19 protein-coding genes and 1 pseudogene are annotated in these 11,173 nt (G+C 35.5%); 4 read left to right on the top strand and 16 right to left on the bottom strand.

Annotated features, from left to right (window positions below; genetic code table 11):
• From B5D47_RS10995 to B5D47_RS10980, 4 genes are all read left to right on the top strand, one after another.
• On the top strand, nucleotides 1-271 hold a 271-nt coding region (locus B5D47_RS10995; RefSeq protein WP_234970061.1), incomplete at its 5' end, for an IS3 family transposase.
• Between the two features lie 42 nt (nucleotides 272-313).
• Nucleotides 314-625 carry a type II toxin-antitoxin system RelE/ParE family toxin gene (locus B5D47_RS10990; RefSeq protein ID WP_078931882.1) on the top strand — a complete coding sequence of 104 codons (312 nt, stop codon included), beginning with the start codon at nucleotides 314-316 and terminating at the stop codon, nucleotides 623-625.
• 4 nt (nucleotides 626-629) lie between these two features.
• Entirely contained in the window at nucleotides 630-1,736 is a 1,107-nt protein-coding gene (locus B5D47_RS10985; RefSeq protein ID WP_159443536.1) for a HigA family addiction module antitoxin, read from the top strand.
• A 7-nt stretch (nucleotides 1,737-1,743) separates the two neighbouring features.
• Nucleotides 1,744-2,400: a hypothetical protein gene (locus B5D47_RS10980; protein ID WP_078931880.1), complete on the top strand. Its 657-nt coding sequence runs from the start codon at nucleotides 1,744-1,746 to the stop codon at nucleotides 2,398-2,400.
• 125 nt (nucleotides 2,401-2,525) lie between these two features.
• Here the strand turns inward: B5D47_RS10980 and B5D47_RS10975 are convergent, their stop codons facing one another.
• The 16 genes and pseudogenes from B5D47_RS10975 to B5D47_RS10915 all read right to left on the bottom strand — a co-directional run.
• Nucleotides 2,526-3,530 carry a virulence RhuM family protein gene (locus B5D47_RS10975; RefSeq protein WP_078931879.1) on the bottom strand — a complete coding sequence of 335 codons (1,005 nt, stop codon included), beginning with the start codon at nucleotides 3,528-3,530 and terminating at the stop codon, nucleotides 2,526-2,528.
• Between the two features lie 170 nt (nucleotides 3,531-3,700).
• Nucleotides 3,701-4,072 carry an ASCH domain-containing protein gene (locus tag B5D47_RS10970; protein ID WP_078931878.1) on the bottom strand — a complete coding sequence of 124 codons (372 nt, stop codon included), beginning with the start codon at nucleotides 4,070-4,072 and terminating at the stop codon, nucleotides 3,701-3,703.
• Nucleotides 4,065-4,553: a hypothetical protein gene (locus B5D47_RS10965; RefSeq protein WP_078931877.1), complete on the bottom strand. Its 489-nt coding sequence runs from the start codon at nucleotides 4,551-4,553 to the stop codon at nucleotides 4,065-4,067. The genes B5D47_RS10970 and B5D47_RS10965 overlap by 8 nt, the downstream gene beginning before the upstream one ends.
• 153 nt (nucleotides 4,554-4,706) lie before the next feature.
• Nucleotides 4,707-5,171 (bottom strand): hypothetical protein, encoded by a 465-nt coding sequence (locus B5D47_RS10960; RefSeq protein WP_078931876.1) that lies wholly within the window; start codon nucleotides 5,169-5,171, stop codon nucleotides 4,707-4,709.
• A gap of 155 nt (nucleotides 5,172-5,326) precedes the next feature.
• Nucleotides 5,327-5,623, bottom strand: a complete 297-nt coding sequence (locus tag B5D47_RS10955; protein WP_078931875.1) for a hypothetical protein — start codon at nucleotides 5,621-5,623, stop codon at nucleotides 5,327-5,329.
• Between the two features lie 74 nt (nucleotides 5,624-5,697).
• Complete coding sequence (locus tag B5D47_RS10950; RefSeq protein ID WP_234970073.1) at nucleotides 5,698-6,273, bottom strand: restriction endonuclease subunit S; 576 nt, start codon at nucleotides 6,271-6,273, stop codon at nucleotides 5,698-5,700.
• A gap of 135 nt (nucleotides 6,274-6,408) precedes the next feature.
• Nucleotides 6,409-6,804 carry a restriction endonuclease subunit S gene (locus tag B5D47_RS10945; RefSeq protein ID WP_078931873.1) on the bottom strand — a complete coding sequence of 132 codons (396 nt, stop codon included), beginning with the start codon at nucleotides 6,802-6,804 and terminating at the stop codon, nucleotides 6,409-6,411.
• A 90-nt stretch (nucleotides 6,805-6,894) separates the two neighbouring features.
• Complete coding sequence (locus B5D47_RS10940; protein WP_078931872.1) at nucleotides 6,895-7,284, bottom strand: GxxExxY protein; 390 nt, start codon at nucleotides 7,282-7,284, stop codon at nucleotides 6,895-6,897.
• 46 nt (nucleotides 7,285-7,330) lie between these two features.
• A pseudogene (locus B5D47_RS10935) lies at nucleotides 7,331-8,333 on the bottom strand (N-6 DNA methylase).
• A gap of 87 nt (nucleotides 8,334-8,420) precedes the next feature.
• A complete protein-coding gene (locus B5D47_RS11350; protein WP_234970064.1) occupies nucleotides 8,421-9,254 on the bottom strand; it encodes an IS3 family transposase in 834 nt (277 codons plus the stop codon).
• Nucleotides 9,242-9,751, bottom strand: a complete 510-nt coding sequence (locus B5D47_RS11590) for a helix-turn-helix domain-containing protein (protein WP_200806588.1) — start codon at nucleotides 9,749-9,751, stop codon at nucleotides 9,242-9,244. Before B5D47_RS11590 ends, B5D47_RS11350 begins: the two co-directional genes overlap by 13 nt.
• Before the next feature lie 97 nt (nucleotides 9,752-9,848).
• Nucleotides 9,849-9,992 (bottom strand): hypothetical protein, encoded by a 144-nt coding sequence (locus B5D47_RS11740; RefSeq protein ID WP_234970062.1) that lies wholly within the window; start codon nucleotides 9,990-9,992, stop codon nucleotides 9,849-9,851.
• A 131-nt stretch (nucleotides 9,993-10,123) separates the two neighbouring features.
• Nucleotides 10,124-10,267 (bottom strand): hypothetical protein, encoded by a 144-nt coding sequence (locus B5D47_RS11585; protein ID WP_200806587.1) that lies wholly within the window; start codon nucleotides 10,265-10,267, stop codon nucleotides 10,124-10,126.
• A gap of 66 nt (nucleotides 10,268-10,333) precedes the next feature.
• Nucleotides 10,334-10,462: a hypothetical protein gene (locus B5D47_RS11830; RefSeq protein ID WP_268811083.1), complete on the bottom strand. Its 129-nt coding sequence runs from the start codon at nucleotides 10,460-10,462 to the stop codon at nucleotides 10,334-10,336.
• Nucleotides 10,463-10,577: 115 nt separating this feature from the next.
• The gene (locus tag B5D47_RS10920; protein WP_078931871.1) at nucleotides 10,578-10,781 is read right to left on the bottom strand and encodes a helix-turn-helix domain-containing protein; all 204 of its coding nucleotides are present in this window, start codon (nucleotides 10,779-10,781) and stop codon (nucleotides 10,578-10,580) included.
• Between the two features lie 155 nt (nucleotides 10,782-10,936).
• On the bottom strand, nucleotides 10,937-11,173 hold a 237-nt coding region (locus B5D47_RS10915), incomplete at its 5' end, for an ATP-binding protein (RefSeq protein ID WP_159443531.1).

Below are 11,173 nucleotides of genomic sequence, written 5' to 3'. Positions count from 1 at the left end.
GAAGGTTCTTGGACAGCTGCATATTGTCCAGAGCATGAGCGATGTCGGAAAGTGCTACGACAACTGCAGAATGGAAAGTTTTTTCGCTACCCTTAAAAAGGAAAAAATCTATCAGATGGACACGACAAAAATGACAGCCGAAGAAGTAAAAAAAGAAGTCTGGAGATACATTTTTGCTTACTACAACACTGTAAGAATCAGCACTGTAAACGGAGGTTTTCCTCCAACTAAATACAGGCTGTCAAAAACAGCTATGTTAATAGCAGCTTAATTTAAGGGGTATTTGGGACTGCACTTTTATTGACTATTTCACATGGAAGTAAAGTTTCTTACTGATGAATTAAAACTTTTATATCAGACTGGCTCCTCAAAAAAATATAAAACAGTCCCTATGCAGGTTGCAAAGAAACTTGTTCGTGCTGTCGATGTATTATCAGCTGCTACAGTAATTCAAGATGTATGGAAATTTCCCTCATATAATTTCGAACATCTTGAAGGGAATAAGAGATATTCTATGCGCATGGATAGGACTTGGCGTTTGGAAATGGAAATTGAATGGACCAATAATGAATGCACAATCGGCATTATTGGCCTTTATGATTTAACAAAACATTATGGAGACTAAGAACATGTCCGAAACATTAAAGCCTTTTTATAATCCAGGACCTGGAGACATCATTAAAGATGCAATGGAAGAACTTGGCTGGCAGCAGGATGATCTTGCAGAAATCTTAGGATTATCATTAAAAAGCGTAAATCTCATTTTGAATAATAAGCAGGCCATTACACCAGAAACCGCAGAACTTTTGGGCAAGACATTTTCAACCTCTGCAGAAATGTGGTTGAATCTTGATGCGAAATATCAGCTTAGAAAGCTTGAAGAAAAACCTTCAGACAAGAAAGAACTTACATATGCAAAAGCAGAGTTTAGAAAACTGATGCCTGTATCTGAAATGAAGAAAAAAGGCTGGTTTGAAAATGATGTTTCAACTGTTTGTGGAATAAACGCTGAACGAAAACGTATTTTTGGGGACGAAAAAATTATTCCACAAACAGATTCAATGAAGTTTTGTGCCCGCCAGACAAAATTTGACTATGATTATACTCTTACATATTGTAATGTATGGTACCAGTTTGCAAAAATCTATGCAGAAAAAGAATCTCTTCCTGCATTCAATAAAGCTGGATTGGAGACAATTGCAGAAAATCTCTGTGCTTACACATTACAAAAAGACGGAATAAATAAAATTATTTCTGATTTACATTCCTGTGGCGTTGGCTTTTTTGTTCTAAGTCATCTGCAAAAAACATATCTTGATGGCGCAGCTTTTACACTCGGAGAAAATCCATTCATTGTCTATACAGCCCGCTACGATAGAGTTGATAACTTCTGGTTTGTTATTGCTCACGAAATCTCGCATATCCTTTTGCATTTAAAGCACCTGAAACAAGGCTGCCTTGATAATATGGATTCAAGTGCCAGTTCAGAACTGGAAATCCAGGCCGATGCTAAAGCTTCTGAATTACTTCACACCGATGAGATTCTTGAGTTAGGAAGTCAGTACCGTCATTATTTTACCTTAGATCGCCTTATGCAGATAAGCAAAAGCTTACAAATTGCAGCTCCTGTTGTATTGGGGATCTTGCAGCATTACAAAATTATTGAGTGGAAGAAATTCACTAGCCTAAGGGAAAGCGCTAAGGAAAAGATTAACGAAGAGTTTATTAAGGGGTAGCGAAATTATGAATGAAGATTTGATTTTATTGATTGAAAAAATTTTGGGAAAAAATGAAAAGCGTATATCATTTACATTTAAAGACCTTAAACCTGCAATTATTTTTACATTTATTCCACTTATCTTCGAAATTGTATCAGTAATTTTGATAAAAAAGAAACTGTTTGAAACAATTTCTATGTTAGTTTTTATTGTTTCCTATGCCATTCAGCTATTCTATGTAATTATAGGTTCTATTTGTACTTCAAAGGACTTATATAAATTTCAAAAGGTTTCTGCACATTCAATTGTTCAGAATTTTAATAACTCTAGAGAAAAAAAATCAGAAATTATGAAATTGATAAATAAATTAAATACAGAAAATCCTAAAGTATTAGTTGAGTTTAAAGAGTATTTAGTTCTAGAAAAATCAAAATATGATAATCGTTATTCATTCTTTTTTGAAGGAATACAAAGTGTTAGCGTGCTTAGTTTAATTTATTTATTTGCAAGAAACATCGAGGAAGTATCGAAACTAGAAACTCCGCTTAGCACAATTTCAATTTTTATTTTTGTATTTCCTCTAGTAGTTTCACTGTTTATTTTCTTTGAAAAGAAAAGAGCTTACAAATTTAATGAACTTTTACTATATCTTGAAAACTGTATTTCTTCAGAAAGTAAGTAGAAGTAATAACTTAATTTTCCTTAAAGGTAAAATAGTAAACTGTATTATTTTACTTTTAAACCGGAAAGTAAAATAAGAAGGATTGTTATTTTACTTTTTGGAGGAAAAGAAACCTACAACATCAGCTACTTCTTCTTCCCCTCAATCCTCTTCAATTCTTTAAGCGTCTCAATATACGCCTTTTCAGCGGAAGAAAGAGTTTTTACCTGATACTTTCTATATTCAACTTCTGCTTTTTCCATGGCTTTTTTGTGGCTGATTTTTCCGGCGCCTTCCAGAACTTCTTCTCCAACAGATTTTATTGTGCGGTCAAGTTGTTCTACATAATCGCTCATGTGCATAACGTTGTGATTTTCAGCCTGATACTCTGCCATGTCAAAAAAAGCCGAAACAAGCGCATTCAGTTTTTTAAGCTCTTTTTCAGAAAGATAATTCTTAGCAATACGAACATCTTCTAAAGTAACATCAGCTCCCTTAAAAGAAGTGAGTCCCATAAAATCTTTTTCACTGTCAGCCCTATCGTATATAATTTCGGCTGCGGTCTGACGATTTACCGCATAGTGAAGTTTATTCTGAACCATCTTAAAAAACGCAACAGATTCAGCCGACTTAGGATTATAATCAGCACTTGTAGCATACAAATCCAAAACCTGACGATACATCACTTTTTCCGAAGAACGAATATCACGAATACGAGCCAAAAGCTCTTTCCAATAGTCTCCGCCACCAGCTTCTTTAAGCCGTTCATCGTCCATCGTAAAGCCTTTTCGGATGTATTCATTCAGCCGCTTTGTTGCCCACTGACGGAACTGTGTTGCGATCTTGGACTTTATACGGTAGCCCAGTGAAATAATCATATCGAGGTTGTAATATTCAACCTCTCGTTCTACATTACGACTTCCTTCTGTTTGAACTGTTCGGAATTTCCGAACAGTTGCCTCTTTTGTAAGCTCTTCTTCCTCAAAAATATGCTTTATATGTTCACTTACATTTGCCTTACTCGAACCATACAAATCCACCAGCTGAGCCTGAGTAAGCCAGACAGTTTCGCCTTCAAAACGAACATCAACAGAAATCTTTTCGTCCGCTGTCTTAAAAATCACGATTTCACTTTTCGTATCTGTTGGCATTGTTGTACCTCCGAATATTTATAAGAAGAAGGGGAAAGCCTTCCCCTCGCTCCCAAGCCAAGTCGCTCCACGGACCGCCCCTGCAAACAGTGACGATTCTCTCCGCTTTGTTGGCTTGTCCGCTACCCCCTTCTGCGGGCTCAAGCGCCGCCCGCAACGCTTGCTTTGACTTATTTCAAATAAACAAAACTTTGTGGAACAGATTTTATATTATATTCAGATAAAAATTTTGGAGTTTCATATCTTGTAGGATTTTCTAAAACATATGCAAAAGCAAATTTACGCTCTTTGAAATAATTCATAAACGAATCATAATCAATACCTGCATAGTCTTTAGTTTTAAGCCATATATTTTCTGGAGTATCTTTTAAGACTTTGGAAACAGAAACTTCTCCTACGATTTTACTTATAGGAGAAGTTTCATAAATTACAATTTTATTGATTTGTTGTTTACAGACGGTAGATCTAAATTCAAACCGTTTTTCGCCAGAAAAAATTTTTTCTACATATTTCGGCTTTATCGCGAAAATAGCATTAAGCATATTTTACATTCTCAGGAAGATATAAATGTCCATTAAATGTATATTCAACATGATTTTCTGAATAATAATTTGATAAAGAATCTACAATTTCAAAATTATTCTTTTTTAGAAGTCTAGAAAAATCTGAAATTCGATTATCAGAAACTGTTATCAATGGTTTATCTGTATCGAGTTCATTGAAAGCAATATCTATAAATCGCTGACCAATACCATTCAATCGACTTTCTTTATCAACATAAAGTGTACAGATTTTTTTTTCAGAGTTAGTATTTTTAAGAACTAAAACACCATTTATCTTTCCAAAACTTAAAGGGGTTTGTGCAATAAAAACTTCACGAGAGCCATTTGAAAGTTCTGGAACTACTTTATCATAAAACCAACTGTAAAATTCAGGGTATTCTGTTCGTAAAAATGAGAGTTCGCTAAAGATTGAGTCTATTTTTGAATCAACGGCAGTGATTCTTTTAATATTACAAATCATAGTTATCCTCCCTATCAAGATAGTTTATCACGGATCTGGAAAAATGAATAGATATATTATTTTATTGGAAGCATTGAATTAATTTGCATACCCAAGAAGGAAGATTCAAAATAACATTACCTAAAATCGAGCCTGCGGATCCAATTATTATTGTTAACCAAAATATTTCCAAAAAATTGACTTTCCTACATCATATTTTATAAAAAAATCAACCGCCTCATTATTATAATTAATTTCACCGGTATCCTTATTCTTAAAACTTTTTTTATAATGATAGGCAATCAAATTATCGGTATTTTCATTGTCAATATAATCATTCCATATATCTTTTTCAAGTTTTCTTGGAGAGCACTCTTCTGTTGTCAATAAATTTACAGATGTCTTTGTAATTAAAAGAAAATGAACAGATTCTATTACAAATCTATCATAAAGATTTATTTGTTGAAGAAGATTATCTCCCAAGCTTCTTTTATTATTAAAACGAAAATCAATTGTATATGTTGTGTAGAAATAATTTTGAAAGTTTTTTGTTGTAGGTTCAAATGAAGATAATATTTCCTTAAAATCAACATTTTTTATTCTAAAACGAAAATAAATATTATCCTTTTCTTTTTCCAAATTCGAAAATAAACTCTTATTTGTTTTCTCATCAAAAAGGTTAATACTTAATATAGTGCCATTGTCATAAATAGCTTTATCAAATCCATCATTTATCTTTATTTCATCTTTTAATGTATATGCATAAAAATTTTTTGAAGGATTCTTTTCATTTTCTAAAGGATCAGTTTATTTTGTACAGATTTTACCGATAAATTTTCATTAAACAAAGCACTTGGTAACTTTTCTTTTAGTTTACATCCCAAATCATTTATATTTGAAGATTTAACTGAAAATGGAACAAATAAGAAAAGCTGTTTTATGTTTTTTGTGTTTTTTGTCAAGATTCCAATATCTAAATAATTTTCATTATCTGCTTGAAATTCACAACTAGCCCAAAGATTAAAATTTAATTTGGCTTCAACCTTTATAGTTGAGTCTAAACTTTTATACCAAAAAGCAAAACTTTGCAATTAACTTCTCCCTTAAATTGTAAATACCTTTAAAATACTAAAAAATCAATCAATTAGCAACAAATTTTTCGAAATTAAACCTCAATCTCTCCATTCATCAACTTTGGTAAAAGCGAATCACGAAGAACTGATAATTTACGGTTTTCTTCTTGATTTGAAATGATTGTTTCAAACATTGGTTGAATTGTTTTGTTGAAATTATCAATTTCATTTTTATTTTGTATCCAGCAGGGAATAGAAATAATATCGCTAGTACTGATATTTGGTTGGGCACTTCCCTGACCTCGATTGATAAACTCTGTTATGACTTCTTCTTGTTTCAAAGTGCAATATATGAATGGAACTTTTTCTATTGGATTATTACCTAAGAAGAATTTGCCAACTCGTTGATTTACTAGGATTGGTTCTTGTGTTTTTGGAATCATGGAGAATTTACCTATTGTAGCTCCTGTCATGGCTATAACTAAATCTCCACCTTGTACTATAAAGTCTTTAGCAACTTCGATTTTATCAGTTGCAACATGGGCGCAAGTTTCAAGATTTAAGCATCCCTGTTCTATATCTCCAATTCGAATTACTTTTGTTCCTTCATCTTGCCACCATGCACTTTTAAATGCGAATCCAGATTTTACTGCACAATAATCGCCAATAGTTCCTTCCTTTTCATATTTATCTACAAACCAGTTTTTGAAGAGGTCTTGGGCTTGTCGTCCGAGGTTGGTGTTTATTTTGTTGTTCAGTTCGATTTTGTCGTCGAGGGATGAGAGGATGGCGGCGATTTTTTGCTAGGTGGGGAGAGGGGGAACTCTTACAGTTAATGCTTGAAGATGATTTCTGTTTAATGTAGGAACTGCAGAACCTCCTCCAACATTTCCTGTTCCGAACAGTTGTAAAAAATATTTGATAAACTTAGGAGAATTACCTTTAAAATCACTTACATACAATGATGTATTATGAGGCCAATAATCTGTATCTATGAATTGAACTTCTCCCAAAGTTCCCGATCGACCAATAACTACACCGGGAGCTTTAACTTTATATTCATTATGATAACCCATAATTGAAGTTGAACATACAACAGGATAAGGTCCTTCTTTTATTTCAGATTTTGTTAGATCATAACCTCGATGAAGTTCGAAAAATTCTCCAAGTTTACATTTTTTCCACTCTTCCATTTTCATTCCTTTATTCTAAACAAACGGATTTGTTCAGACCTAACGGTCTTCACTTAAAAAAAAGTGAGCAACGTTAATTGCGAACCAATCCGCTTGTTATTCCTTTTTATCATTCTTCAACAAAATAAGTCTTTCCCACTTCAAAGAACTTTCGTCAAAATTAACAAGCAATCCTACCAGTAACTTAGTTCCATGAAGATAATTAATTACTTGCGCTTTGTTGGCATTAACAAGTTTAGAAATTGCTTTTAAGTCAACAATAATTTTGTCATAACAGATAAAGTCTGCATAATATTCTTTATCAAGTTTCTTTCCCCTGTAAAATATATTTATTTTAGCCTCTCTTTCAAAAGGAATATGCATTTCTTCAAATTCTATCGCTAAAGCTTCCTGATAAACTGCTTCTAGAAAACCATTACCAAGTTCATCAAAAACATTCATACAGGCATTAAGAATTTTTCCAGTTTCTTCTTCATATAAAAGCATACTTCCTCCGTGAGTAGCGTTAGCTACGAACAAATCCGTTTGTTCTCTATTTTATCTTAAACCCAATTCCTGCAAGATTTTTCTTTATCTCTTCTTCGAGCTCGTGGCTCTTTGCGAACATTCCGCCAAGTTCGGTGGTCAGGCGGGTCATCTTATCATCAAAAGGTTCATCGTCCTCGGCTTTTTCTTCTATGCCAACGTAGCGGCCAGGAGTGAGGATGTAATCCTGGTCGGCGATTTGTTTTGTGGTGGCAACTGCGCAGAAGCCTTTTACATCTTCGAGGGTGCCCTTCTGGAAGGCGGTGAAGGTGTCGGCAAGGCGGGTGATGTCTTCTTCGGAAAAGTCGCGGTGCTTGCGGTCTACCATGTGGCCCATGCTGCAGGCATCTATGAAGAGGGTTTTGCCGGTCTGCTTTTTGCCGCGGGTAATGAACCAGAGGGTTACCGGAATTGTTACGCTGTAGAAAAGCTGGGTTGGCATGGCGACAATTCCTTCTATTAAATCTGCTTCGATTATTTTACGGCGGATTTCTCCTTCGCCACTAGTCTGGGTGGAAAGGGCGCCATTTGCAAGAACAAGACCGATTTTTCCGTTTGGAGCCAGGTGGTAAATCATGTGTTCTATCCAGGCGTAGTTTGCGTTGCCTGCTGGTGGAAGTCCGAGCCCCCATCGCGGGTCGTTCTGCAATTTATCCTGACCCCAGTTGCTTAAGTTGAAGGGCGGATTTGCCATGATGAAGTCGAACTTCTGCGTGGAATGCAGGTCGTTGAAAAAAAGTATCTTCGGGATGGTCGCCAAAGTTTGCATCGATTCCGCGGATTGCCATGTTCATTTTGGCCATTTTCCAGGTGTCGGCATTGGCTTCCTGTCCGAAAACTGAGATGTTGCTTCTGTTTCCTGCGTGCTCCTGAATGAACTTTACGGACTGAACGAACATTCCGCCCGAACCGCAGCATGGGTCGTAAACGCGTTTTCCTTCTGAAGGCTTTAAGATATTTACGATTGTTTTTACTACGCTTGCCGGTGTGTAGAACTCGCCACCCTTCACTCCTTCGTAGGATGCAAACTGTGCGATGCAGTATTCGTAGGTGCGGCCCAAGAGGTCTTTGAACTGAACCCTCTTTTTTGGACAATTTTATGCTACCATTTTTTTTGTTCGGACTTCAACTGGAGACCGATAATTCAAAACACTTGAATCTCGCTCATAATTAAAATAATGAATGTAATCCTCAAGTTGTTCGAGGAATGTATCTACAGAATCAAAATCATTAAGATAAAACCATTCTGTTTTTAATATTCCCCAGAAGTTTTCGATTACGGCATTATCAAGACAATTTCCTTTTCGCGACATACTTTGAACAGCATTTTTCTTCTTCAGAAAATGCTTATATGAAACATGTCTGTACTGCCAGCCCTGATCAGATTGAATGATTACATTTTTAGGATTCCCTGTCTTTCGGTAAGCAAGCTTTATCATTCTCATAATAAGTTTCATATTTGGTGAAAAACCTACTGTATGAGCAATAAGCTCCTTGCTGTGCATATCCATAATCCCGGAAAGATAAACTCTTTTTCCGCATACCTTAAATTCGGTTACATCAGTCGTCCATTTCTGGTTAATCTCTGTTGTGGAAAAATCTCTGCCCGGAATATTCTCTACCGCAGTTCCTGAGACAGAGCCTGTAAATGAACTATATTTTTTAGCCCTGACAACACTTTTTATCCCAAGCCGCTGCATTAATCGTAACACAGTCTTATGGTTGATGTTATAGCCGAGCTTTTTCAGGTCTGAGGTTATCCATCTGTAGCCCTTACGCCTGTTGCTTTTGTAATAAATATCAAGGATCTCACTTTTTATTTCCTTGTATTTATCCTTTTGAGGTTTCAAATTTTCATAAAATGTAGAACGGCCCATATTAAAATACTTCAGCAATCTATTTAAATTGTATCCAGACCTTAATTCTCTGATTGCCGCCGCTCTTTCTCTTTGCGTGCTTGAACCAAGGTCGCCAATTTTTTTAGAATGTCATTCTCCATTTTTGCATATTCAAGCTGTTCTAAGAGTTCTTTTATCTCAGAATCCTTTGTGCCTTTATGTTTTTCTTGCAGGGCATTTAATTCTTCCCTGGTTATAATCCTTGTGACTGATTTTTTTGCCATACCACATTCTAGCCTCCATCGCTGTAAAGTTGAAGGTGATAAATGATATTTTGCTCTTAGAAAATTTATAGGAGCCTTGTTTCGAAGCTCAAGTTGTACTTTTTCCTTAAACTCTTCACTGTAAGGGGAGGCTGTCCGCCTTGTTCTTAAACCGTCTATGCCATGTTGCTTATATAGATGATACCAGCTCAGTACCATACTTGGATGAATATTCATCTCATGTCCAAGAATATGACTTCCTTTTTCTCCCTTTTGGTATTCTTGTACAACCTTAAATTTGAATTCTGTTGAATATTTTTTATTCATATAACTAACCTCCAAAAATGTCCAACTTTTGGGGTTCAGTTCATCTTTGCTTGCTTCGGTGTCGCTCATGTCCATGTTGGTGAATACGTCTACTACGTTACCAAGGACGCGTTTGTCCAGTTCTGGGTTTTGCGTAGTTTTTTGGAAGGACTCCTTTGAGGCTTTTGTTGTCGGCTTCTATGGCAATCATGGCTTTGTCTAAGATTGTGCCGATTTCTGGAGTGTGGGCTGCCTTTGCAATTTCACTCCACGTGCCTCTGGCGGAACAAAGAAAATGTTGTCTGCTTCGTATGCATCTGGATCGTCTTCAAAGCCATCGCCTTCTTCTACAAGCTCCTTGTATTTCTTTTCAAATGCGGTTGAGATGTATTTTTAGAAGATAAGTCCTGTAAAGATTTTACGGTAATCTGCAGCGGGAATGTGTCCCCAAAGTTCGCAGGCTGCGTCCCAAATCTGCTGTTCAAAGCCGATGGTGGCGGAAGATGATTTGGCTTTTGGGGATTTTGATTTTGCCATTTATATTTCCTTTATTTCGTTGATTTCAATTTCTTTTCGCTTTGCATTCTTATCATAAATGTTGTCTTAAAAATCAACATCTTTATTCTTATTTTTGAGGGTTTCTATTGCTGATTCAAAAGATTTGCCTTTGGAAATTTTCTTTTTTAGTTCTATCAAAACTTCTGGAGAGTTATGTTTCTGAATATAAATCATTCTTCGTTCTCCATCATTTCAAGAGCGATTTTACAGCTTTCTGCTTCATGAAGATTTGTGCCTGTCGTTTTTTCTAAGCCTATAGTAATTAACTGTCAAATAGTGACACCTAAACTTATTTTTCTCCAAAAGTAACAATGTCGCCAATGTCGCAGTTTAACGCCTTGCAAATTTTAGCCAAACTATCCATAGAGACATATTCACCCTTGTTCAATTTGGCAACAATATTGGTAGAAACTCCTGCAATTGGAATTAAATCTGTCTTTTTCATGTTTTTATCGATAAGAAGTTTCCATAGTTTTCTGTAATCTGCTTGCATATATATAGCATAGCACATATTTAGCCACTTTTATTATAAAAAATCACGAAATCTCAATAATGATTATTCCGCGTGAAAAGCACCATCAAATTCAAATTTGAGCAACAGCAATTCACGCGTGGAGCACCACTAATATTTAGTAGAGCACCAAAAAATTATTTATGCATTTTTGCACAGAATTCACGCATATTCATTGAACCGGTTTCAACAAAGATTGCATTGTGAACTATACGGTCAAGAATAGCATCTGCATGGACTCCACCACCAAGACGGTCAAACCAGTCATCTTTCTTGTACTGGGTACAGAAAATTGTGGAAGCTTCGTCATGACGGCGTTCAATCAGTTCAAAAATAAAATGCTGTTCTTCATCAGAAATATCATCCATCAGCCA

The organism is Treponema berlinense (genome assembly GCF_900167025.1).
GTDB classification, from domain to species: domain Bacteria; phylum Spirochaetota; class Spirochaetia; order Treponematales; family Treponemataceae; genus Treponema_D; species Treponema_D berlinense.
The sequence above is the reverse complement of the archived record's forward strand: the minus strand, read 5'-3'. Positions and strand labels throughout refer to the sequence as shown.

What these genes read in the sequence shown, in the direction of transcription:
- B5D47_RS10990 (WP_078931882.1), top strand. Translation starts at nt 314, where the DNA reads ATGGAAGTAAAGTTTCTTACTGATGAATTAAAACTTTTATATCAGACT.
- B5D47_RS10985 (WP_159443536.1), top strand. Translation starts at nt 630, where the DNA reads ATGTCCGAAACATTAAAGCCTTTTTATAATCCAGGACCTGGAGACATC.
- B5D47_RS10980 (WP_078931880.1), top strand. Translation starts at nt 1,744, where the DNA reads ATGAATGAAGATTTGATTTTATTGATTGAAAAAATTTTGGGAAAAAAT.
- B5D47_RS10975 (WP_078931879.1), bottom strand. Translation starts at nt 3,530, where the DNA reads ATGCCAACAGATACGAAAAGTGAAATCGTGATTTTTAAGACAGCGGAC.
- B5D47_RS10970 (WP_078931878.1), bottom strand. Translation starts at nt 4,072, where the DNA reads ATGCTTAATGCTATTTTCGCGATAAAGCCGAAATATGTAGAAAAAATT.
- B5D47_RS10965 (WP_078931877.1), bottom strand. Translation starts at nt 4,553, where the DNA reads ATGATTTGTAATATTAAAAGAATCACTGCCGTTGATTCAAAAATAGAC.
- B5D47_RS10945 (WP_078931873.1), bottom strand. Translation starts at nt 6,804, where the DNA reads ATGAAAATGGAAGAGTGGAAAAAATGTAAACTTGGAGAATTTTTCGAA.
- B5D47_RS10940 (WP_078931872.1), bottom strand. Translation starts at nt 7,284, where the DNA reads ATGCTTTTATATGAAGAAGAAACTGGAAAAATTCTTAATGCCTGTATG.
- B5D47_RS11590 (WP_200806588.1), bottom strand. Translation starts at nt 9,751, where the DNA reads ATGAATAAAAAATATTCAACAGAATTCAAATTTAAGGTTGTACAAGAA.
- B5D47_RS11585 (WP_200806587.1), bottom strand. Translation starts at nt 10,267, where the DNA reads ATGGCAAAATCAAAATCCCCAAAAGCCAAATCATCTTCCGCCACCATC.
- B5D47_RS11830 (WP_268811083.1), bottom strand. Translation starts at nt 10,462, where the DNA reads ATGATTTATATTCAGAAACATAACTCTCCAGAAGTTTTGATAGAACTA.
- B5D47_RS10920 (WP_078931871.1), bottom strand. Translation starts at nt 10,781, where the DNA reads ATGCAAGCAGATTACAGAAAACTATGGAAACTTCTTATCGATAAAAAC.